The following is an 18,263-nucleotide window of genomic DNA, read 5'->3' as shown; positions in this document are numbered from 1 at the left end:
AAACCAGGAGAAAAACCCCGTGTTCCAGAACGTTGACGCCTATGCCGGCGATCCCATTCTGTCGCTGATGGAAAAATTCAAACAAGACCCGCGCGCGCACAAGGTAAACCTGAGTATCGGCCTGTACTACGATGCGCAGGGCATCATTCCGCAGATGCGGGCGGTCGCTGCGGCGCAAGCGCAGTTGAACAGCGTCGAGCACGGCGCCTCGGTATACCTGCCGATGGAAGGGCTGCAACCCTACCGTTCCGCCATCCAGCAACTGCTGTTCGGCGCGCAGCACCCGATGCTGCAGCAGGGGCGTATCGCCACCATTCAGACCGTCGGCGGTTCCGGCGCGTTGAAAGTGGGTGCCGACTTCCTGAAAAGCTACTTCCCGGATTCGCAGGTGTGGGTCAGCGATCCGACCTGGGAAAACCACGTCGCCATCTTCAGCGGTGCCGGTTTCAAGGTGAATACCTATCCGTATTTCGACAGCGAAAGCCTGGGCGTGAAGTTCGACGCCATGCTCGCCGCGCTGAAACAGCTGCCGAAGCACAGCATCGCGCTGCTGCACCCGTGCTGCCACAACCCGACCGGTTCCGACCTGACCCCTGCCCAGTGGGATGAGGTGGTCAAGGTGATCGCCGAGCGTGAAATCATTCCGTTCCTCGACATCGCCTATCAGGGCTTCGGCGGCGGCATGGAGCAGGACGCCTACGCCATTCGCGCCATCGCGGCGGCCGGCCTGCCGTGCCTGGTGAGCAACTCGTTCTCGAAGATCTTCTCGCTGTACGGCGAGCGCGTCGGCGGCCTGTCGGTGGTGTGCGAAAGCGAAGAGGCGGCCGGGCGCGTACTGGGCCAGCTGAAGGCCACCGTGCGCCGCAACTACTCGAGCCCGCCGAATTTCGGCGCGCAGCTGGTGGCCAAGGTGCTGAACGACGCCCAGTTGAAAACCCAATGGCTGGACGAAGTGGAGAGCATGCGTACCCGCATTCTCGAGATGCGTCACGCGCTGGTGGACACCCTGAAGAGCGCGCTGCCGCAGCGCAACTTCGATTACCTGCTGGCTCAGCGCGGCATGTTCAGCTACACCGGCTTCAGCGCGGCGCAGGTCGATCGCCTGCGTGAAGAGTTCGGCGTCTACCTGATCCACAGTGGCCGCATGTGCGTGGCCGGCCTGAACCACAACAACGTGCGTCAGGTGGCCGAGGCGTTTGCCGCGGTGCAGTAACGCCTGTTAGTCTGAACGGACGTTCATCGGGGAGCGATAGCGATATCGCTCCTTTTTTATTGCCGGCGCGCTGCCGAAGTTGCCGCAAACCGGAGAGAGAATATACTGATTGAGGGGCGCTCACTCATGTGGCATCAGCAAACGCTAATCCTCAGCGCAAAAGCGCGTGGCTTTCATCTGGTTACCGACGAGATCGTCAACCAGTTAACCCACTTACACCGCCTGCAAACCGGCCTGCTGCATCTGTTGCTGCAGCATACCTCGGCCTCGCTGACGCTCAACGAGAACTGCGATCCCACGGTGCGAGCCGATATGGAGCAGCATTTCCTGCGCCAGGTGCCGGAAAACGCACCCTATCAGCATGACTACGAAGGGCCGGACGACATGCCGGCGCACATCAAATCCTCGCTGCTGGGCGCTTCCTTGACGCTGCCCGTCAGGCACGGGCGGCTGATGTTGGGCACATGGCAGGGCATCTGGCTGGGGGAGCACCGCATCCACGGCGGAGCACGCCGTATTGTGGCCACATTACAGGGGGAATAACCCAATGAATAACAGCGCATTGCTGGAGTACTGCATGGCGAAGCCGGGCGCGGAGCAGAGCGACCAGAACCAGTGGCAGGCCAGCCAGATCAAGGTGGGCGACGTGATGTTCGCGATGGTGTGCGAGGTCGAAGGGCGGCCGGCGCTGGCAATCAAGTCCAGCCCGGAGCTGGCGGAAAGCCTGCGCGAGCACCACCCGGAGATCGTCGCCTGCGACGGCCTGAACAAGGCGCACTGGAATACGGTGTTTCTCGACGGCAACCTGCCGAACTCGCAGTTTTATACGCTGATCGACAGCTCCTATCAGCTGGTGGTGGAAGGCCTGCCCGAACACGTGCGCCAGGAACTGCGCGCCTGATTGCCGGGCGGCGGCACCGCCCGTTTTTCTCCTGCTTTTTCGTGTTAAATCGTGATCGCGGCTTTAAATTGGGAACGTTCCCTTTTTGTCGTCAGAAAAAACGGCTACGCTTGGGCATTCAAGAAACGCGGATAAGATTAAGGAGGCCGACATGGCCATCAGCGAAGAAAAGCGCAAGATGATCGCCGGGGAGCTGTACGACGCCGGTGATAACCTGCTGCGCAGCGAACGTCGGCGCGCGCGCCAGTTGACGCATCGCTATAACCACTCCTCGCCGGAAGAGGGCGAGCTGCGCAAACAATGGCTGGACGAGCTGCTGGGCGGCTATCAGGGCGGCACCATTGAGCCGACGTTCCGCTGCGACTACGGCTATAACATCTATCTCGGCAAGAACTTCTACGCCAATTTCGACTGCGTGATCCTCGACGTGTGCGAGGTGCATATCGGCGACAACTGCCTGCTGGCGCCGGGCGTGCATATCTACACCGCCACCCATCCGCTGGACGCCGAGACCCGCGCCGGCGGCGCGGAGTTCGGCAAGCCGGTCAAGATTGGCAACAACGTGTGGATCGGCGGGCGCGCGGTGATCAATCCGGGCGTGACCATCGGCGATAATGCGGTCGTGGCCTCCGGCGCGGTAGTGACCAAAGACGTGCCGGCCAACTGCGTGGTGGGCGGCAACCCGGCCAGGGTCATCAAGCAGCTATAAAAAAAACGGGCGCCGCCGGGCGCCCGCTGTCATCAGGCTCGCAGCGAGTCGATATCCACCACGAAGCGGTACTTCACGTCGCTTTTCAGCATGCGCTCATAGGCCTCATTAATTTGCTGCATCGGGATCAGCTCGATATCGGACGTGATGCCGTGTTGGCCGCAGAAGTCCAGCATCTCTTGCGTTTCCGCGATGCCGCCGATCAGCGAACCGGCGATGCGGCGGCGCTTCATGATCAGGTTGAACACCTGCGGCGACGGATGATCGTGCTCCGGCGCGCCGACCAGCGTCAGGGTGCCGTCGCGGCGCAGCAAGTTGAGGAACGGGTTCAGATCGTGCTGAGCCGCTACCGTGTTGAGGATGAAGTCGAAGCTATTAACGTGCTGTGCCATCTCATCCGGGTTGCGCGAAATCACCACTTCATGGGCGCCGAGGCGCTTGGCGTCTTCGATTTTCGACGGCGAGGTGGTGAACAGCACCACGTGCGCGCCCATCGCCCGCGCCAGTTTGACGCCCATGTGCCCCAGCCCGCCGAGGCCGACGATGCCGACCTTTTTGCCTGGCCCCGCGCCCCACTGGCGCAGCGGCGAATAGGTGGTGATGCCGGCGCACAGCAGCGGCGCGACCCCGGCCGGATCGAGATTTTCCGGCACGCGCAGCACGAAGTCCTGATCTACCACCAGATTGGTGGAGTAGCCGCCATAGGTGACGGCGCCGGTCTGGCGATCCTGGCCGTTATAGGTGCCGGTAAAGCCGTTCTCGCAATACTGTTCCAACCCCTCATCGCAGCTCGGACAGCTGCGGCAGGAATCCACCATGCAACCGACGCCGACCAGATCGCCGACCCGGTAACGCGAGACATGGCCGCCGACGGCGCTGACGCGCCCGACAATTTCATGGCCCGGCACTACCGGGTAAATCGTATTGCTCCATTCGTTGCGAGCCTGATGCAGGTCCGAATGGCAGACACCGCAGAACAACACCTGAATTTGCACATCGTGGTCGCGCAGGGCGCGGGGTGGGTAATCGAAAGGCACCAGCGCAGACTTCGCATCATGCGCGGCATAGGCATGGGTAATGTTCATGGTCGCTCCAGTTATCAATGTAGGGGGGACAACGCTTGGCCGGCAGCGGAGTGCCGGTAAGATGCGGCCTGAATCAGACAGGGCGGCCGCCGAGGGAACATTGATGATAAAAGCGGTGAGTGCGGAGGGAAATGCCTGAAAATGTCGAAATCTTGCCCGTTTCTGTTTGATTGCAATGAAACGGGTCAGCGTGCGGGTCGCCTGAACGACGGCCCGCACGTTGGCGATATTACTTGTTCAACAGCGGTTTCAGGAAGCGCGCGGTGTGCGATTTTTCACACTCGGCCACGGTTTCCGGCGTGCCGGCGACCAGGATCTCGCCGCCGCCGCTGCCGCCTTCCGGCCCCAGATCGACGATCCAGTCGGCGGTCTTGATCACGTCCAGGTTATGCTCGATGACCACGATGGTATTGCCCTGATCGCGCAGCTGATGCAGCACCGCCAACAGCTGTTGGATATCGGCGAAGTGCAGGCCGGTAGTCGGTTCGTCGAGGATATACAGCGTCTGGCCGGTGCCGCGTTTCGACAGCTCGCGCGCCAGCTTGACGCGCTGCGCCTCCCCGCCGGAGAGCGTGGTGGCCGACTGGCCGAGGCGGATGTAGGACAGGCCGACATCCATCAGGGTTTGCAGCTTGCGCGCCAGCGCCGGCACCGCGTCGAAGAACTCACGCGCTTCTTCGATGGTCATCTCCAGCACTTCGTGGATGCTCTTGCCCTTGTACTTCACTTCCAGCGTTTCGCGGTTATAACGCTTGCCCTTGCACTGGTCGCACGGCACGTAGATGTCCGGCAAGAAGTGCATTTCGACCTTGATCACCCCGTCGCCCTGGCAGGCTTCACAGCGCCCACCCTTGACGTTGAAGCTGAAGCGGCCCGGCGTATAACCGCGGCTGCGCGATTCCGGCACGCCGGCGAACAGCTCGCGCACCGGGGTGAAGATACCGGTGTAGGTGGCCGGGTTGGAGCGTGGCGTACGGCCGATCGGGCTCTGATCGATGTCGATCACCTTGTCGAAATGTTCCAGGCCGGTCACTTCGCGGAACGGCGCCGGCTCGGCGATGGTGGCGCCGTTAAGCTGGCGCTGGGCGATCGGGAACAGCGTATCGTTGATCAGCGTCGATTTGCCGGAGCCGGACACGCCGGTGATGCAGGTAAACAGACCGACCGGCAGCGTCAGCGTCACGTCCTTCAGGTTGTTGCCGCGCGCGCCGCTCAGCTTCAACACTTTGGTCGGATCGGCCGGCACACGCTGCGCGGGAATGGCGATCTCGCGCTTGCCGCTGAGGAACTGGCCGGTCAGCGATTCCGGCTGCGCCATGATGTCGTCGACGGTGCCTTCTGCCACCACCTGGCCGCCGTGCACGCCGGCGCCGGGGCCGATGTCGATCACGTGGTCGGCGGCGCGGATGGCGTCTTCGTCATGCTCCACCACGATCACTGTGTTGCCGAGGTTGCGCAGGTGGATCAGCGTTTCCAGCAGGCGTTCGTTATCGCGCTGGTGCAGGCCGATCGACGGCTCATCCAGCACGTACATCACGCCCACCAGGCCGGCGCCAATCTGGCTGGCCAAACGAATACGCTGCGCTTCACCGCCGGAGAGCGTTTCCGCCGAACGGGACAACGACAGGTAGTTCAGGCCGACGTTCACCAGGAATTTCAGGCGATCGCCGATCTCTTTCAGCACTTTCTCGGCGATCTTGGCGCGCTGGCCGCTGAGCTTCATGTTCTGGAAGAAGGTCATCGCATGGCCGATGCTCAGATCGGAGATTTCCGGCAGCGTGGTGTCTTCGACGAACACGTTGCGCGCTTCTTCACGCAGACGGGTGCCGTGACACGAGGCGCAAGGGCGGTTGCTGATGAACTTCGCCAGCTCTTCGCGCACCGCGCTGGATTCGGTCTCTTTATAGCGGCGCTCCATGTTGTGCAGCACGCCTTCGAACGGATGGCGGCGCACGGTGGTGTCACCGCGATCGTTGATGTATTTGAATTCGATCGACTCTTTGCCAGAGCCGCTCAGCACCGCCTTCTGTACGTCGGCGCTCAGGGTGTTGAACGGCGCTTCGACGTCGAACTCATAGTGCTCCGCCAGTGAACGCAGCATCTGGAAATAGTAGAAGTTGCGGCGATCCCAGCCGCGGATCGCGCCGCCGGCCAGCGACAGCTCGGGGTTTTGCACCACGCGCTCCGGATCGAAGAACTGCTGCACGCCCAGGCCATCGCAGGTCGGGCAGGCACCGGCCGGGTTGTTGAAGGAAAACAGGCGCGGTTCCAGCTCGCGCATGCTGTAGCCGCAGATCGGGCAGGCGAAGTTGGCGGAGAACAGCAACTCGTCCGCTTTTTCGTCGTCCATGTCCGCCACCACCGCGGTGCCGCCGGACAGCTCCAGCGCAGTTTCGAACGATTCGGCCAGGCGTTGCGCCATGTCGTCGCGCACCTTGAAGCGATCGACCACCACTTCGATGGTGTGTTTTTTCTGCAGCTCCAGCTTCGGCGGATCGGACAGATCGCACACTTCACCGTCGATGCGCGCGCGGATATAGCCTTGGGCGGCCAGGTTTTCCAGCGTTTTGGTGTGCTCGCCCTTGCGATCTTTCACTACCGGCGCCAGCAGCATCAGGCGCTTGCCTTCCGGCTGGCTCAGCACGTTATCGACCATTTGGCTGACGGTTTGCGCCGCCAGCGGCACATGGTGATCCGGGCAGCGTGGCTCGCCGACGCGGGCGAACAGCAGGCGCAGGTAGTCGTGGATCTCGGTGATGGTGCCGACCGTGGACCGCGGGTTGTGCGAGGTGGATTTCTGCTCGATGGAGATCGCCGGCGACAGGCCTTCAATATGGTCGACGTCCGGTTTTTCCATCAGCGACAGGAACTGGCGCGCATAGGCGGAGAGTGATTCGACATAGCGCCGCTGCCCTTCGGCGTACAGCGTATCGAAAGCCAGCGAAGACTTGCCGGAACCGGACAGGCCGGTGACGACGATCAGTTTGTCACGCGGGATGATCAGGTTGATGTTTTTCAGATTATGGGTTCGAGCACCACGAACTTCGATATTGTCCATTTACACTTCCCGTCTTGATGATACACCGCGCCTGTCGCGATTTTTGCGGGGGATTTTGTGATGGATCTCGCAAAAAACCGGCACAGCCAGGTCGAAACGCATAATTATGACACAAAAAAACCTGAATGAATATCCAGTATGAGAATGCAACAAGGTCGATCGAAAAGACAATTCTGGAATGCAATTCGCACTTATCAACACGGGTGTGGTTTCGTACTCAGCGTGGTAAACTGACGCGTTTATACTGTGTAGAAATCAATCATCGGGAGAAGTGCTCATGGCCAGCAGAGGCGTAAACAAAGTAATTCTGGTCGGGAATCTGGGTCAGGATCCAGAAGTCCGTTACATGCCGAACGGCGGCGCAGTGGCCAACATTACCCTGGCGACCTCCGAAAGCTGGCGTGACAAGGCGACCGGCGAACAGAAAGAAAAGACCGAGTGGCACCGCGTCGTGCTGTTCGGCAAACTGGCCGAAGTGGCGGGCGAATACCTGCGTAAAGGCTCTCAGGTCTACATCGAAGGCTCCCTGCAGACGCGTAAATGGACCGATCAGTCCGGCGTGGAAAAATACACCACCGAAGTGGTGGTTAACGTTGGCGGTACCATGCAGATGCTGGGCGGCCGTCAGGGCGGCGGCGCACCGGCCGGTCAATCTGCCGGCGGCCAGGGCGGTTGGGGCCAGCCTCAGCAGCCACAGGGCGGCAACCAGTTCAGCGGCGGCCAGCAGCAGTCTCGCCCGGCGCAGAACAGCGCTCCGGCGGCCAGCAGCAACGAACCACCAATGGATTTCGACGACGATATTCCGTTCTAAGGTTCGCCTGGAAAAGATCGCGAAAAACCCCGCTTAGGCGGGGTTTTTTTATGCCGATTTACGGGCCGTCCAAGCGTGGATCAGCAACGACTGGAAGAAACGCTGCGGCGGAGAAAATCCGGCTTCGGCGATCAACCGTTCGGTGCGTTCCGGCGGCAGCAGCAACAGCCGTTGCTGCAACTGGGCTCGGAGCTCAACCGGCGTGCGCGGAGTTTGACCGTCAAGAGACTGCATGGCGGCCCAGCTGGCCAGGTGCTGGTCAAAATCCGCCGCCGTCGTATCACCGGAAATTTCCGCAATCACCACCCGGCCTGCGGTATTTAACCGTGACGCCATATGGCGATAGAGGTCGCCACGCGCGTCATCGAGAATAAAATGGGTCACTAGCAGACACAGTACGGCGTCGTAATCTGGCACGCTCGGCAGATCCTGCAGATAGCCCTCCACCAACGTGCAGCGTTCGCCAATCTCCGCCTGCCGTAGCTTGGCAGCGCACACCGCCAGCATGTCGGCGGAAGGATCCACGCCGGTGAAACGCCAGCTCGGGTTCTGGCGGGCCAAATGGATCATCTCGGTACCGGTTCCTACGCCAACACACAGGATGTGAGCATTGACGGGCAAATCCTTCAATAGCAGCACAATCAAAAAGTGAAGATTGTCACTAATCGTATTGAAGCGCGCGTTGCCGGCGTCATACCGGCGGGAGAATTCGCCGTTGAAAATGTCATTGGTGTTCTGGTTCATGCGCGGCCTCATCACTGCTCATGCGAATTCAACATGTGCTGCGCCTCGTGTTTCATCACATGAGTGCGCACAGCCGCCTGAAATACTTTAAACAGCAGGCCGTTGATAAAGGTGGTGACGGTGAGCACGATGAAGGCGGTCATCACCCAATCGATCGGGCCGATGCCGCTGTGCAACAGCGCCGGGCGGTAAACCAGCATTCCTGCAATCACCACCCAGTGGCTCATGCAGTAAAAGCATTGGAACAAATGGCCCAGCAGGGCATTTTTGCGCGCCGCCCAGGCCCGCAGCGCCGTGAAGAGTTCGGTTTGTGTCAGGGTCATGGAAATACTGGCCGACGCCAGCGCGATCATCAGGCATACCGAGAGATCTGAAGCCGATACGGGAGTCATCATTATTCCTTACGAGGTCATGGTGCAATGGGTTTTCAGCGCCCAAGAGAACGCCGGTTATTTCATGTAACCTATAAAAGCACGTGATATTCGCCGTTGTCAATCTTTCGTATCATTGTAAGATACGAGAATATGCTGAGCTGAAAGGAAGATGGGAATGCGTCAGGACAACAAGCTTTCGCGCATGCTGCACGTGTTACTGCATATGGCGCGCCACAAGGGGGTTTACACCTCGGAACAGATCGCCGCGATGCTGGGCACCAACAGCGCCGTCGTCAGACGCACCTTGGCCGGCCTGCGTGATGCCGGTTTCGTTGCGTCGGAAAAGGGCCATCACGGAGGGTGGCGTATCGCCGACGATCTGCGGAACATCAGCCTGCTCGATATCTACCGGGCGGTGGGCGTTAAGCAGTTGTTCGCCATCGGCGGTGGGGAACAGCATCCGGAATGTGCGGTGGAGGCGGCGGTAAATCAGGCGCTGGGCAACGTGCTGGATGAGGCCGAGCAGGCGCTGCTGGCGCGCTTTGCCGAAATCACCCTGGAGGATCTGAAGGATCGCTTTGACCGCCATTTCCCTGTGGGGACGAACGAAAGCGCGGTGGTCTGCATTGACGGCGACGGTACCGAAGCGTAATTCGCCATTAAAAAAGCCCCTTGCGGGGCTTTTTGCATCGAAGAATGGTTACGCCGAGAAGCCGCCGTCGATGCTCAGGCTGGCGCCGGTGATGTAACCCGCCTGCGGGCCGGCGAGGTAGGCGACGAAGCTGGCGATCTCTTCATCTTTGCCGTAGCGGCCGATCGCCATCAGCTGCTTGAGCTGATCGGCGAATTCGCCGGCGTCCGGGTTCATCTCGGTGTCTACCGGGCCGGGCTGCACGTTATTGACGGTGATGCCGCGCGGGCCGAGATCGCGCGCCATGCCTTTGGTCAGGCCGATCAGCGCCGATTTGCTCATCGCATACACCGCCGCACCGCCGAACGGCACACGCTCGGCGTTGGTGCTGCCGATGTGGATGATGCGCCCGCCGTCATTCATGTGGCGCGCCGCTTCCTGGCTGGCGACGAACACGCTGCGCACGTTGACCGCTAGCATGCGATCCAGATCGTCCAGCGCCAGCGCTTCGGTGCTGCCCAGTGTAAACACCCCGGCGTTGTTCACCAAAATATCCAGGTTGCCGAAGTGGCTGACGGCCTGACGCACCGCCTGCTGCAGCGCCGCCGCATCGGCGCTGTCGGCCCTGATGGCGAGGGCTTTGCCGCCGGCGGCGGTAACGGCGCTTGCCACCGCTTCGGCGCGATCGGCCGAGGCGGCGTAGGTAAAGGTGACCGCGGCCCCTTCACTCGCCAACCGTTTCACGATGGCGGCGCCGATGCCGCGTGAGCCGCCCTGGACGAATGCGACTTTGCCTTGCAGAGGATGTGCTGTGGTCATGTTATTTCTCCAAAGTGGGTGAGGGTAAGGCGTTATTCCCAGTATCGGTGAAATGTCCGGCGGCCACTGTTCACAAAGAGCTTTGCCTGCCCACAACGAGAAAAGCCCCTTGCGGGGCTTCTTTCTTCCGTCGGTTGGCTGTTCGACGATCAGTTGAAGATTTCTGCGGTGCCGTACAGTTTGTTCTGGCCGCCGGCGGCGACGATGCGGTAGGAACTGGCGCCCGACGCGGCGGCTTTGCTGGCCAGTTCGCTTTCCAGCGCGCTCAGGTTGGTGGCGCCGCTAACGGAGACTACGCCGATTTTTTGGGCGTCTGCAGCGGGTTGGCTGGAAGGCAGGTCAGCGGCGAAGGTAGCGAAAGAAGCGGTAGCCAGCAGCGCAGCGGTAGCAAAAATTTTGACGTTTTTCATGATGTGTTCCTCAGAGTATTTGTTAGGTGAGAGCCCGTTGCCTCTCGATGTGTTAAATAGTAGTGCACCGGGTGTGAATAAAAAATCGGAGAGTTTTGAGTATCTCTGTCAAATAAACTGATTGTTTTTTCACCCGCTGGCGCGCGGTAAAAATCGCCACTACCCTTTACAGAGGATCTTTAACCGGAGAAGCGTAATGACGGTAAACGCGTTTATCGGCAGCTGGGCGCTGGTGTCGTCGGTGTTCAAAAACCAGAACGGCGAGCTGAATTACCCGCTGGGCGAGCAGGTGTTGGGGCGCATCCACTATGAGGCCAACGGCACGATGGCGGCGCAGCTGTATAGCGCCGTGCGGCCGCGTTTCGCCGCCGACGATTTGACGCAGGGGTCTGAGCGGGAGATCCGCGCCGCCTTCATCAATATGATTTGCTACTTCGGCCACTATCAGGTGGAGGAAAGCGAACAGCGGGTGGTGCATCAGGTCGAAGGCTGTTCGTTCCCCAATTGGGTAGGCAGCCGTCAGGTGCGTTTTTACGCTTTCAGCGGCGATCGGCTGACGTTGCGCACGGTGCCCTTGCCGCTCGGCAACGGCGTGCAGGTTGGCGAACTGGTGTGGCAGCGGACAGGGGCTTCGTCATGATCATTGTTCATCATCTCAACCACTCGCGATCGCAGCGCATTCTGTGGTTTTTGGAAGAGCTGGGCGTGCCCTATCAGGTGCAACGCTACGAGCGCGATCCGCAGACCCTGCTGGCGCCGGCGGCGCTGAAAAAGATCCATCCGCTGGGCAAATCGCCGGTGATCGTCGACGGCGATCTGACGCTGGCGGAATCCGGCGCCATCATCGAATACTTGCAGGAAGCCTATGACGCGCAGGGCATGTTCATGCCGACCGACTTCCACGCGCGCCAGCAGTATCGCTATTGGCTGCACTACGCCGAAGGATCGCTGATGCCGCTGTTGGTGATGAAGCTGGTGTTCAGCCGCCTTGGCCAGCCGCCGATCCCCTGGCTGCTGCGGCCGATGGCCGGCGCGATCGGCAAGGGCGTGCAGCGCGAATACCTCGACAAACAGATCGCGCCGCACTGCGAATACCTCGAACAGCACCTGAACAAGGGCAGCTGGTTTGTCGGCAACGATTTCAGCGCGGCGGATATTCAGATGAGCTTCCCGCTGGAGGCGATGGCGGCGCGCGGCGCGTTGGACAATTGCCCGAAACTGCGCGGCTTCCTGCAGCGCATTCATGCCCGGCCCGCCTACCAGCGGGCATTGGAGCAGGGCGGCCCTTACGACCTGCTGAGTTAAGCGGATGGGCTATACTCGATGGGGTCATTCTTCATCGGAGGTAGCCTATGGCTACGCAAATCTTCGTTAACCTGCCCGTCAGCGATCTGCCCGCCTCGATGGCGTTTTTCACCCACCTGGGGTTCGCTTTCAACCCGCAATTTACCGACGATACCGCCGCGTGCATGGTGGTCAGCGACACGATTTACGTGATGCTGCTGACCCATGACAAATTCAGGATGTTTACCCCGAACCCGATCGGCGACGCCAAACAGGCCACCGAAGTGCTGGTATGCCTGTCGCAACCCAGCCGGGCGGCGGTGGACGAACTGGTGCGCAAGGCGATCGCCGGCGGCGGCAACACTTATCATCAGCCGCGCGACTACGGCATGATGTACGGCCACGGCTTTCAGGATCTGGACGGCCATATCTGGGAATTGATGTATATGGATCCCGCTGCGGTACAGGCGCAATAATCTCGCCGGGGCGTCCCTCGCCCCGGTTTTATCGTGCAGACGCCATTCTCGCCACTTTCTGCATAAATTGCCGCGATCTTTAGTTGATTAGACGCTATGGAAGGCAGGATAATCGTTTGCCTTGAATAAACCACCATAAATTACCCGTACCGCGCGCTGCGAGTTAAACGTTTGCCTTGGTGCGCATTGCCGTTGGCGGTGCGACGGAAGGGCAAGGAAGCGGAACGTGACGTAAACGATTACGTGACGATCGGGCGCGGGCGAGATGACAGGCCTGCTGCGACGGGCCGATTCATGAAACACAGGGGAAGTAACCTATGTCGAACTCTCAAGCGAACCACGCCGCAAAACCAACCGGCGGGCTTGATGGCTATTTTAAAATTTCCGCACGCGGCAGCAGCGTGCGACAGGAAGTGGTGGCGGGACTGACCACCTTCCTGGCGATGGTGTACTCGGTGATCGTGGTGCCGAGCATGCTGGGCAAAGCGGGCTTCCCGCCGGCGGCGGTGTTCGTCTCCACCTGCCTGGTGGCCGGGCTGGGCTCGCTGCTGATGGGGCTGTGGGCTAACCTGCCGATGGCCATCGGCTGTGCGATTTCATTGACCGCTTTCACCGCTTTCAGCCTGGTGCTGGGCCAGCACATCAGCATTCCGGTGGCGCTGGGCGCGGTGTTCGTGATGGGCGTGCTGTTTACCGTCATCTCGGTCACCGGCATCCGCGCCTGGATCCTGCGCAACCTGCCGATGGGCGTGGCGCACGGCACCGGTATCGGTATTGGTCTGTTTCTGCTGCTGATCGCCGCCAACGGCGTCGGTCTGGTGGTGAAGAACCCGCTGGATGGCTTGCCAGTGGCGCTCGGCGCGTTCACCTCTTTCCCGGTGGTGATGACGCTGGTCGGCCTGGCGGTGATCTTCGGCCTGGAGAAGCTGCGCGTGCCCGGCGGCATTCTGCTGGTGATCATCGCCATTTCCATCATCGGCCTGATCGTCGATCCGGCGGTGAAATACCAGGGGCTGTTCGCCATGCCGAGCCTGGCGGACGCTGACGGCAAATCGTTGATCTTCAGCCTGGATATCATGGGCGCGTTGCAGCCGGTGGTGTTGCCGAGCGTGCTGGCGCTGGTGATGACTGCGGTGTTCGACGCCACCGGCACCATCCGCGCGGTGGCCGGGCAGGCCAACCTGCTGGATAAAGACGGGCAGATCATCAACGGCGGCAAGGCGCTGACCTCGGATTCCCTGAGCAGCATCTTCTCCGGCCTGGTGGGCGCCGCGCCTGCCGCGGTCTACATCGAGTCCGCTGCCGGCACCGCCGCGGGCGGCAAAACCGGCCTGACCGCCACCGTGGTCGGCATCCTGTTCCTGCTGATCCTGTTCCTGTCGCCGCTGGCCTATCTGGTGCCGGTCTACGCCACCGCGCCGGCGCTGATGTACGTCGGCCTGCTGATGCTGAGCAACGTCACCAAGCTGGACTTCAACGACTTCGTCGACGCAATGGCCGGCCTGCTGTGCGCGGTGTTCATCGTGCTGACCTGCAACATCGTGACCGGCATCATGCTGGGCTTCAGCTCGCTGGTCATCGGCCGCATCTTCTCCGGCGAATGGCGCAAGTTGAACATCGGCACCGTGCTGATCGCCGTGGCGCTGGTGGCGTTCTACGCCGGCGGCTGGGCGATTTAAGCCTCTTGGGTTTCCCTCGCCCATCGGGCGGGGGAGCCTGTGACGGCAATTCCCTTCTTAAGATAAGTCTTCTTCTGCTCTGCACCGCGTTTTGAAAGGCACAACAAGCTTTAACGGCTGTAAAAAAAGTGATCTACTATCGGGACCAACGCAGGCCCTGAGCCGATGTCGTCTGAATCGTAGAGTCTAAGGAAAGCATGGAAATCTTTTTTACAATCCTCATTTTGATCCTGGTGGTCTCCCTGTCCGGGGTGGTGACGCGCATGTTGCCGTTCCAGGTGCCGCTGCCGCTGATGCAAATCGCCATCGGGGCCCTGTTGGCCTGGCCGCATTTCGGGCTGCACGTCGACTTTGATCCCGAACTGTTCCTGGTGCTGTTCATCCCGCCGCTGCTGTTCGCCGACGGCTGGAAAACGCCGACGCGCGAGTTCTTGCATCACGGGCGTGAAATTCTCGGCCTGGCGCTGGTGCTGGTGCTGATCACCGTGGTCGGCGTCGGTTATCTGATCTACGCCATGGTGCCGGGCATTCCGCTGGTGGCGGCCTTCGCGCTGGCGGCGGTGCTGTCGCCGACCGATGCCGTGGCGCTGTCCGGCATCGTCGGCAAAGGGCGGATTCCCAAGCCGATCATGGGCGTGCTCGAGGGCGAGGCGCTGATGAACGACGCGTCCGGCCTGGTATCGCTCAAATTCGCCATCGCGGTGGCGATGGGCACCATGGTGTTCACCGTGGGCGGCGCGACCCTCGAGTTCCTCAAAGTGGCGATCGGCGGCCTGCTGGCCGGCGTGGCGGTCACCTGGACCTACAGTAAATCGCTGCGGGTGATGAGCCGCTGGAGCGGCGACGATCCGGCGACCCAAATCGTATTCCTGCTGCTGCTGCCGTTCGCTTCTTACCTGATCGCCGAACACATCGGCGTCTCCGGCATCCTGGCGGCGGTAGCGGCGGGGATGACCATCAGCCAATCCGGCGTGATCCGCAACGCGCCGCTGGCGATGCGCCTGCGCGCCAACAGCGTATGGGCGATGCTGGAGTTCGTGTTCAACGGCATGGTGTTCATCATGTTGGGCCTGCAGCTGCCGGGCATTCTTGAAACCTCTATCCTGCAGGCGGAGCTGGATCCGACCATCCAGACCTGGTACCTGTTCGCCGACGTGGCCACTATCTACGCCGCGCTGCTGGTGCTGCGTTTCACCTGGCTGTGGGTGATGAAGAAGGCCAGCAACCGCTTTATGAAAAAGCGCCCGCTGCAGTTTGGCGACTACAGCACGCGTGAGCTGTGGGTGGCGTCGTTCGCCGGGGTGCGCGGGGCGATTACCCTGGCCGGCGTGCTGTCGATACCGCTGTTGCTAAGTGACGGCACCGCCTTCCCGGCGCGCTATCAGCTGGTGTTTATCGCCGCCGGGGTGATCCTGCTGTCGCTGATTGTCGGCGTGCTGGCATTGCCGCTGCTGCTGCGCGGCGTGCAGGTGGCCGACAAGAGCGCCAGCAAGCAGGAAGAGCGCATGGCGATCGCCATGGCGGCCGAGGTGGCGATCGAAAGCGTGAATAAAATGGAAGAGCGCCTGGTTGCCGATACCGAAGAAAACCTCGACCCGCAGGTGTTGAAAGAGGTCAGCTCGCGGGTGACGGGCATGCTGCGGCGGCGCATCGCGTCGAAAGACGATATCGAGAATGCGTTGGCGATGGAAAACCTCGAGCGGCGTTTCCGCCTGACGGCGCTGCGCGCCGAGCGCGGCGAGCTGTACCATCTGCGCGCCACGCAGAAAATCAGCAACGAGACGCTGCAAAAACTGCTGCACGATCTCGACCTGCTCGAAGCGCTGCTGATCGAGCGCGAAGGCTAAACCTCAGAGGAGGAATTAACGTTTTTCCTCTTTATTTCTGTCCTGAAGGGCCGCCTGTGCGGCCCTTGTTTTTTGGCTACTTGAGCGGCGGCCAATAGTCGCGGCAGCAGGCGATCCAGGCCTGCGCGCTGTGCGACAGGTAGCTGCCCTGACGCCAGATCAGGCCGATTTTCCACTCCATGCGCGGCTCCAGCGGCAGCCAGACCAGGTTTTCCTTGTCCAGCCAGCGGCAAACCGGCTCCGGCAGCATGGCGATGCCCACGCCGGCCTGCACCATCGAGGCGAGGAAGTCCCATTGGCCGCTGCGCACCGCGATTTGCGGTTCAAAACCGGCCTGGCGAAACGCCTTCATCAGCATCTTGTAAAGCGCAAAGTCTTCGTTATAAATCAGGATCGGGCTGTCGGCCAATTCGGCGATATTGATGCGGGTGCGGTTGAGCCACTGCGGCGTGCGCGGCGCCACTACGCACATCGGATGGCCCAGCAGCGGCAGAAAGGTCAGCGGCTGTTCCGAATCGAAGGGTAACACCGTCATCGCCAGATCCAGTTCGCCGGACATCACCGCCTGTTCGACCGACAGCCCGCCCAGCTCGGAAATCTTCAATTCGATACCGGGGTAGGTTTGGCGAAAGCGGCGGATCAGATCGGCGATCTGCCTGCCCACCATTGGCGGAATGCCCAGCCGCAGCACGCCCTTTTTCACCGAGCTGATGTCTTCCAGCTCCGCCTCCAGTTGCCGGAATTCGTCGAGGATCGTCAGGCCGCGCTGATACACCGCCTGGCCGCTGTCGGTCAGGCGCAGTTTGCGGCCTTCGCGGATCAGCAGCGTGCACTCCAGCTCCTCCTCCAGATGCCGCAGCATCTTGCTGATGGTGGGCTGGGTGACGAACAGTTTTTCCGCAGCGCGGGTGAAGCTTTGCTGGCGCACCACTTCAACGAAGTAGCGCAGGGTGCGGACATCCACGTTAGGGTTCTCCTTGGGGACGCTACCGGCGGGAAACTATTCCCGGACGGCATGATGTCGATAATTTTAATTCATTTCAGGCGTGGTTTCCCGGCTGCGTATACTGTAGGCCGTTAATTTATTGTTTGAGGTCATCTTTCATGTCTCTGGCGTTACGCCGCGTTGCCCCCTCCCTGCTGACCCGCTTGCAGGTGCCGATTCAGGTGGCGTTGTATGCGGCGCTGTTCCTGATCGCCGATCGTCTGGTGCAACAATTCCACCTGCCGCTCCCCGCCAATATCGTCGGCATGTTGATGCTGCTGGCGCTAATCCTGCTGCGCATTCTGCCGCTGAGCTGGGTTAAGGCCGGCTCCCGCTGGCTGCTGGCGGAAATGCTGCTGTTTTTCGTGCCGGCGGTGGTGGCGGTGGTCAACTATGCCCAGCTGTTGATGGTCGAGGGCTGGAAGATCTTTTTGGTGATCGCGGTCAGCACCATGCTGACGTTGGGCGCCACCGGGCTGGTGGTGGACAGGGTGTATCGGCTGGAGATTTGGCTGCAGCGTCGGAAGCAGCGTCATGAATGATTTTATCCTTAGCCTGGCCTGTTTTCTGGCGACGCTGGCGCTGTACTTCGCCAACAAGAAGCTGTATCGCCGCCGGCGCACGCTGTTGCTGATGCCGCTGGTGCTGACGCCAATGATCCTGGTGCTGCTGCTGGTGGTCACCCACATCTCCTATCAGGACTATATTGGTGAAACTCACTGGCTGCTGTGGCTACTGGGGCCGGCAACCATCGCTTTCGCGGTGCCGGTGTATGAGAACCTGCATATCATCCGCCGCCACTGGCTATCGCTGACCGCCGGCGTAACGACCGCGGTGCTGGTGGCGGTGTACAGCTCGGTGTGGCTGGCGCGCCTGCTGACGTTGCCGGAAGAGGTGCAGCGCAGCCTGGCGGTGCGGTCGATCACCACGCCGTTCGCGCTGGAGGCCGCCAAACAGATGGGCGGGCAGCCGGATCTGGTGGCGCTGTTCGTGGTGATCACCGGGGTGTTCGGCATGGCGGTGGGGGATATTTTGTTTTTGCGGCTGGCGGTGCGCAGCCGTCTGGCGAAGGGCGCCGGATTTGGCGCCTCGTCGCACGGTGCCGGCACCGCTCGCGCTTATGAGCTGGGGCCGCAGGAGGGCGTAGTGTCGAGTTTGGTGATGATGCTGGCCGGCATCATTACGGTCGTGGCCGCGCCATTGATCGGCCGGCTGATGTGGTAAGAGGGGGCGGTCT

Annotated in this window: 20 protein-coding genes; 13 read left to right on the top strand and 7 right to left on the bottom strand. The window is 61.1% G+C overall.

The genetic code is table 11. The annotated features are described in order from the left end of the window. The first annotated feature begins 19 nt into the window (after positions 1–19). From ACJ8J5_RS14990 to maa, 4 genes are all read left to right on the top strand, one after another. The gene (locus ACJ8J5_RS14990) at positions 20–1,213 is read left to right on the top strand and encodes an amino acid aminotransferase (RefSeq protein ID WP_049195296.1); all 1,194 of its coding nucleotides are present in this window, start codon (positions 20–22) and stop codon (positions 1,211–1,213) included. A gap of 126 nt (positions 1,214–1,339) precedes the next feature. Continuing rightward, complete coding sequence (locus tag ACJ8J5_RS14985; protein ID WP_004936779.1) at positions 1,340–1,756, top strand: secondary thiamine-phosphate synthase enzyme YjbQ; 417 nt, start codon at positions 1,340–1,342, stop codon at positions 1,754–1,756. 4 nt (positions 1,757–1,760) lie between these two features. After that, positions 1,761–2,114, top strand: a complete 354-nt coding sequence (locus ACJ8J5_RS14980; RefSeq protein WP_025304442.1) for an MmcQ/YjbR family DNA-binding protein — start codon at positions 1,761–1,763, stop codon at positions 2,112–2,114. 151 nt (positions 2,115–2,265) lie between these two features. Continuing rightward, positions 2,266–2,823: a maltose O-acetyltransferase gene (gene maa, locus ACJ8J5_RS14975; protein ID WP_147823173.1), complete on the top strand. Its 558-nt coding sequence runs from the start codon at positions 2,266–2,268 to the stop codon at positions 2,821–2,823. Between the two features lie 32 nt (positions 2,824–2,855). On the opposite strand, the gene ACJ8J5_RS14970 is transcribed toward maa, so the two are convergent. Continuing rightward, entirely contained in the window at positions 2,856–3,908 is a 1,053-nt protein-coding gene (locus ACJ8J5_RS14970; RefSeq protein WP_043139692.1) for an NAD(P)-dependent alcohol dehydrogenase, read from the bottom strand. Between the two features lie 229 nt (positions 3,909–4,137). Further along, positions 4,138–6,966 carry an excinuclease ABC subunit UvrA gene (gene uvrA, locus ACJ8J5_RS14965; RefSeq protein ID WP_147823175.1) on the bottom strand — a complete coding sequence of 943 codons (2,829 nt, stop codon included), beginning with the start codon at positions 6,964–6,966 and terminating at the stop codon, positions 4,138–4,140. Between the two features lie 277 nt (positions 6,967–7,243). Here uvrA and ssb1 point away from each other — a divergent pair, with 277 nt between their 5' ends. Further along, entirely contained in the window at positions 7,244–7,777 is a 534-nt protein-coding gene (gene ssb1, locus ACJ8J5_RS14960; protein WP_063988542.1) for a single-stranded DNA-binding protein SSB1, read from the top strand. Positions 7,778–7,825: 48 nt separating this feature from the next. Here ssb1 and ACJ8J5_RS14955 read toward each other — a convergent pair whose 3' ends face one another. After that, on the bottom strand, positions 7,826–8,521 hold the full coding sequence (locus ACJ8J5_RS14955) for a class I SAM-dependent methyltransferase (protein WP_060434750.1): 696 nt from the start codon (positions 8,519–8,521) through the stop codon (positions 7,826–7,828). 11 nt (positions 8,522–8,532) lie between these two features. Next, positions 8,533–8,913, bottom strand: a complete 381-nt coding sequence (locus ACJ8J5_RS14950; protein ID WP_060434695.1) for a hypothetical protein — start codon at positions 8,911–8,913, stop codon at positions 8,533–8,535. A gap of 157 nt (positions 8,914–9,070) precedes the next feature. Here ACJ8J5_RS14950 and ACJ8J5_RS14945 point away from each other — a divergent pair, with 157 nt between their 5' ends. Continuing rightward, complete coding sequence (locus ACJ8J5_RS14945) at positions 9,071–9,547, top strand: Rrf2 family transcriptional regulator (RefSeq protein ID WP_060434693.1); 477 nt, start codon at positions 9,071–9,073, stop codon at positions 9,545–9,547. A 48-nt stretch (positions 9,548–9,595) separates the two neighbouring features. Here the strand turns inward: ACJ8J5_RS14945 and ACJ8J5_RS14940 are convergent, their stop codons facing one another. Together ACJ8J5_RS14940 and bhsA are read right to left on the bottom strand one after the other, a co-directional pair. Next, positions 9,596–10,345, bottom strand: coding sequence for a 3-oxoacyl-ACP reductase family protein (locus ACJ8J5_RS14940; protein ID WP_025304436.1), 750 nt, complete (start codon positions 10,343–10,345; stop codon positions 9,596–9,598). 149 nt (positions 10,346–10,494) lie between these two features. Further along, positions 10,495–10,755 (bottom strand): multiple stress resistance protein BhsA, encoded by a 261-nt coding sequence (gene bhsA / locus ACJ8J5_RS14935; protein ID WP_025304435.1) that lies wholly within the window; start codon positions 10,753–10,755, stop codon positions 10,495–10,497. 196 nt (positions 10,756–10,951) lie between these two features. Here bhsA and ACJ8J5_RS14930 point away from each other — a divergent pair, with 196 nt between their 5' ends. The 5 genes from ACJ8J5_RS14930 (at position 10,952) to ACJ8J5_RS14910 (ending at position 16,041) form a co-directional block, all read left to right on the top strand. Beyond that, a complete protein-coding gene (locus tag ACJ8J5_RS14930; protein ID WP_334273866.1) occupies positions 10,952–11,395 on the top strand; it encodes a lipocalin-like domain-containing protein in 444 nt (147 codons plus the stop codon). Continuing rightward, positions 11,392–12,060 carry a glutathione S-transferase family protein gene (locus ACJ8J5_RS14925; protein WP_197836277.1) on the top strand — a complete coding sequence of 223 codons (669 nt, stop codon included), beginning with the start codon at positions 11,392–11,394 and terminating at the stop codon, positions 12,058–12,060. Before ACJ8J5_RS14930 ends, ACJ8J5_RS14925 begins: the two co-directional genes overlap by 4 nt. Positions 12,061–12,107: 47 nt before the next feature. Further along, positions 12,108–12,515 carry a VOC family protein gene (locus ACJ8J5_RS14920; RefSeq protein ID WP_193402389.1) on the top strand — a complete coding sequence of 136 codons (408 nt, stop codon included), beginning with the start codon at positions 12,108–12,110 and terminating at the stop codon, positions 12,513–12,515. 317 nt (positions 12,516–12,832) lie between these two features. After that, on the top strand, positions 12,833–14,194 hold the full coding sequence (locus ACJ8J5_RS14915) for an NCS2 family permease (RefSeq protein ID WP_025304431.1): 1,362 nt from the start codon (positions 12,833–12,835) through the stop codon (positions 14,192–14,194). 197 nt (positions 14,195–14,391) lie between these two features. After that, entirely contained in the window at positions 14,392–16,041 is a 1,650-nt protein-coding gene (locus tag ACJ8J5_RS14910) for a Na+/H+ antiporter (protein WP_033636184.1), read from the top strand. Between the two features lie 76 nt (positions 16,042–16,117). Here ACJ8J5_RS14910 and ACJ8J5_RS14905 read toward each other — a convergent pair whose 3' ends face one another. After that, positions 16,118–17,005: a LysR family transcriptional regulator gene (locus tag ACJ8J5_RS14905; protein WP_025304429.1), complete on the bottom strand. Its 888-nt coding sequence runs from the start codon at positions 17,003–17,005 to the stop codon at positions 16,118–16,120. Between the two features lie 140 nt (positions 17,006–17,145). Between ACJ8J5_RS14905 and ACJ8J5_RS14900 the strand changes: the two genes are divergently transcribed. Together ACJ8J5_RS14900 and ACJ8J5_RS14895 are read left to right on the top strand one after the other, a co-directional pair. Beyond that, positions 17,146–17,568, top strand: coding sequence for a CidA/LrgA family protein (locus ACJ8J5_RS14900; RefSeq protein WP_004936830.1), 423 nt, complete (start codon positions 17,146–17,148; stop codon positions 17,566–17,568). Further along, positions 17,561–18,250, top strand: coding sequence for an LrgB family protein (locus ACJ8J5_RS14895; protein ID WP_004936833.1), 690 nt, complete (start codon positions 17,561–17,563; stop codon positions 18,248–18,250). Before ACJ8J5_RS14900 ends, ACJ8J5_RS14895 begins: the two co-directional genes overlap by 8 nt. Positions 18,251–18,263: the final 13 nt, after the last annotated feature.

Source organism: Serratia sp. CY43202 (assembly GCF_052168755.1).
In the GTDB taxonomy this organism is placed as follows: domain Bacteria; phylum Pseudomonadota; class Gammaproteobacteria; order Enterobacterales; family Enterobacteriaceae; genus Serratia; species Serratia bockelmannii.
This window is presented reverse-complemented; position numbering and strand designations above follow the sequence as displayed.

Excerpts from the sequence above, each read along its gene's own strand:
- ACJ8J5_RS14980 (WP_025304442.1), top strand. The coding sequence starts at position 1,761 with ATGAATAACAGCGCATTGCTGGAGTACTGCATGGCGAAGCCGGGCGCG.
- ACJ8J5_RS14940 (WP_025304436.1), bottom strand. The coding sequence starts at position 10,345 with ATGACCACAGCACATCCTCTGCAAGGCAAAGTCGCATTCGTCCAGGGC.
- ACJ8J5_RS14900 (WP_004936830.1), top strand. The coding sequence starts at position 17,146 with ATGTCTCTGGCGTTACGCCGCGTTGCCCCCTCCCTGCTGACCCGCTTG.
- bhsA (WP_025304435.1), bottom strand. The coding sequence starts at position 10,755 with ATGAAAAACGTCAAAATTTTTGCTACCGCTGCGCTGCTGGCTACCGCT.
- ACJ8J5_RS14910 (WP_033636184.1), top strand. The coding sequence starts at position 14,392 with ATGGAAATCTTTTTTACAATCCTCATTTTGATCCTGGTGGTCTCCCTG.
- ACJ8J5_RS14945 (WP_060434693.1), top strand. The coding sequence starts at position 9,071 with ATGCGTCAGGACAACAAGCTTTCGCGCATGCTGCACGTGTTACTGCAT.
- ACJ8J5_RS14955 (WP_060434750.1), bottom strand. The coding sequence starts at position 8,521 with ATGAACCAGAACACCAATGACATTTTCAACGGCGAATTCTCCCGCCGG.
- maa (WP_147823173.1), top strand. The coding sequence starts at position 2,266 with ATGGCCATCAGCGAAGAAAAGCGCAAGATGATCGCCGGGGAGCTGTAC.
- ssb1 (WP_063988542.1), top strand. The coding sequence starts at position 7,244 with ATGGCCAGCAGAGGCGTAAACAAAGTAATTCTGGTCGGGAATCTGGGT.
- ACJ8J5_RS14970 (WP_043139692.1), bottom strand. The coding sequence starts at position 3,908 with ATGAACATTACCCATGCCTATGCCGCGCATGATGCGAAGTCTGCGCTG.
- ACJ8J5_RS14895 (WP_004936833.1), top strand. The coding sequence starts at position 17,561 with ATGAATGATTTTATCCTTAGCCTGGCCTGTTTTCTGGCGACGCTGGCG.
- ACJ8J5_RS14920 (WP_193402389.1), top strand. The coding sequence starts at position 12,108 with ATGGCTACGCAAATCTTCGTTAACCTGCCCGTCAGCGATCTGCCCGCC.
- ACJ8J5_RS14985 (WP_004936779.1), top strand. The coding sequence starts at position 1,340 with ATGTGGCATCAGCAAACGCTAATCCTCAGCGCAAAAGCGCGTGGCTTT.
- ACJ8J5_RS14925 (WP_197836277.1), top strand. The coding sequence starts at position 11,392 with ATGATCATTGTTCATCATCTCAACCACTCGCGATCGCAGCGCATTCTG.
- ACJ8J5_RS14950 (WP_060434695.1), bottom strand. The coding sequence starts at position 8,913 with ATGACTCCCGTATCGGCTTCAGATCTCTCGGTATGCCTGATGATCGCG.
- uvrA (WP_147823175.1), bottom strand. The coding sequence starts at position 6,966 with ATGGACAATATCGAAGTTCGTGGTGCTCGAACCCATAATCTGAAAAAC.
- ACJ8J5_RS14915 (WP_025304431.1), top strand. The coding sequence starts at position 12,833 with ATGTCGAACTCTCAAGCGAACCACGCCGCAAAACCAACCGGCGGGCTT.
- ACJ8J5_RS14930 (WP_334273866.1), top strand. The coding sequence starts at position 10,952 with ATGACGGTAAACGCGTTTATCGGCAGCTGGGCGCTGGTGTCGTCGGTG.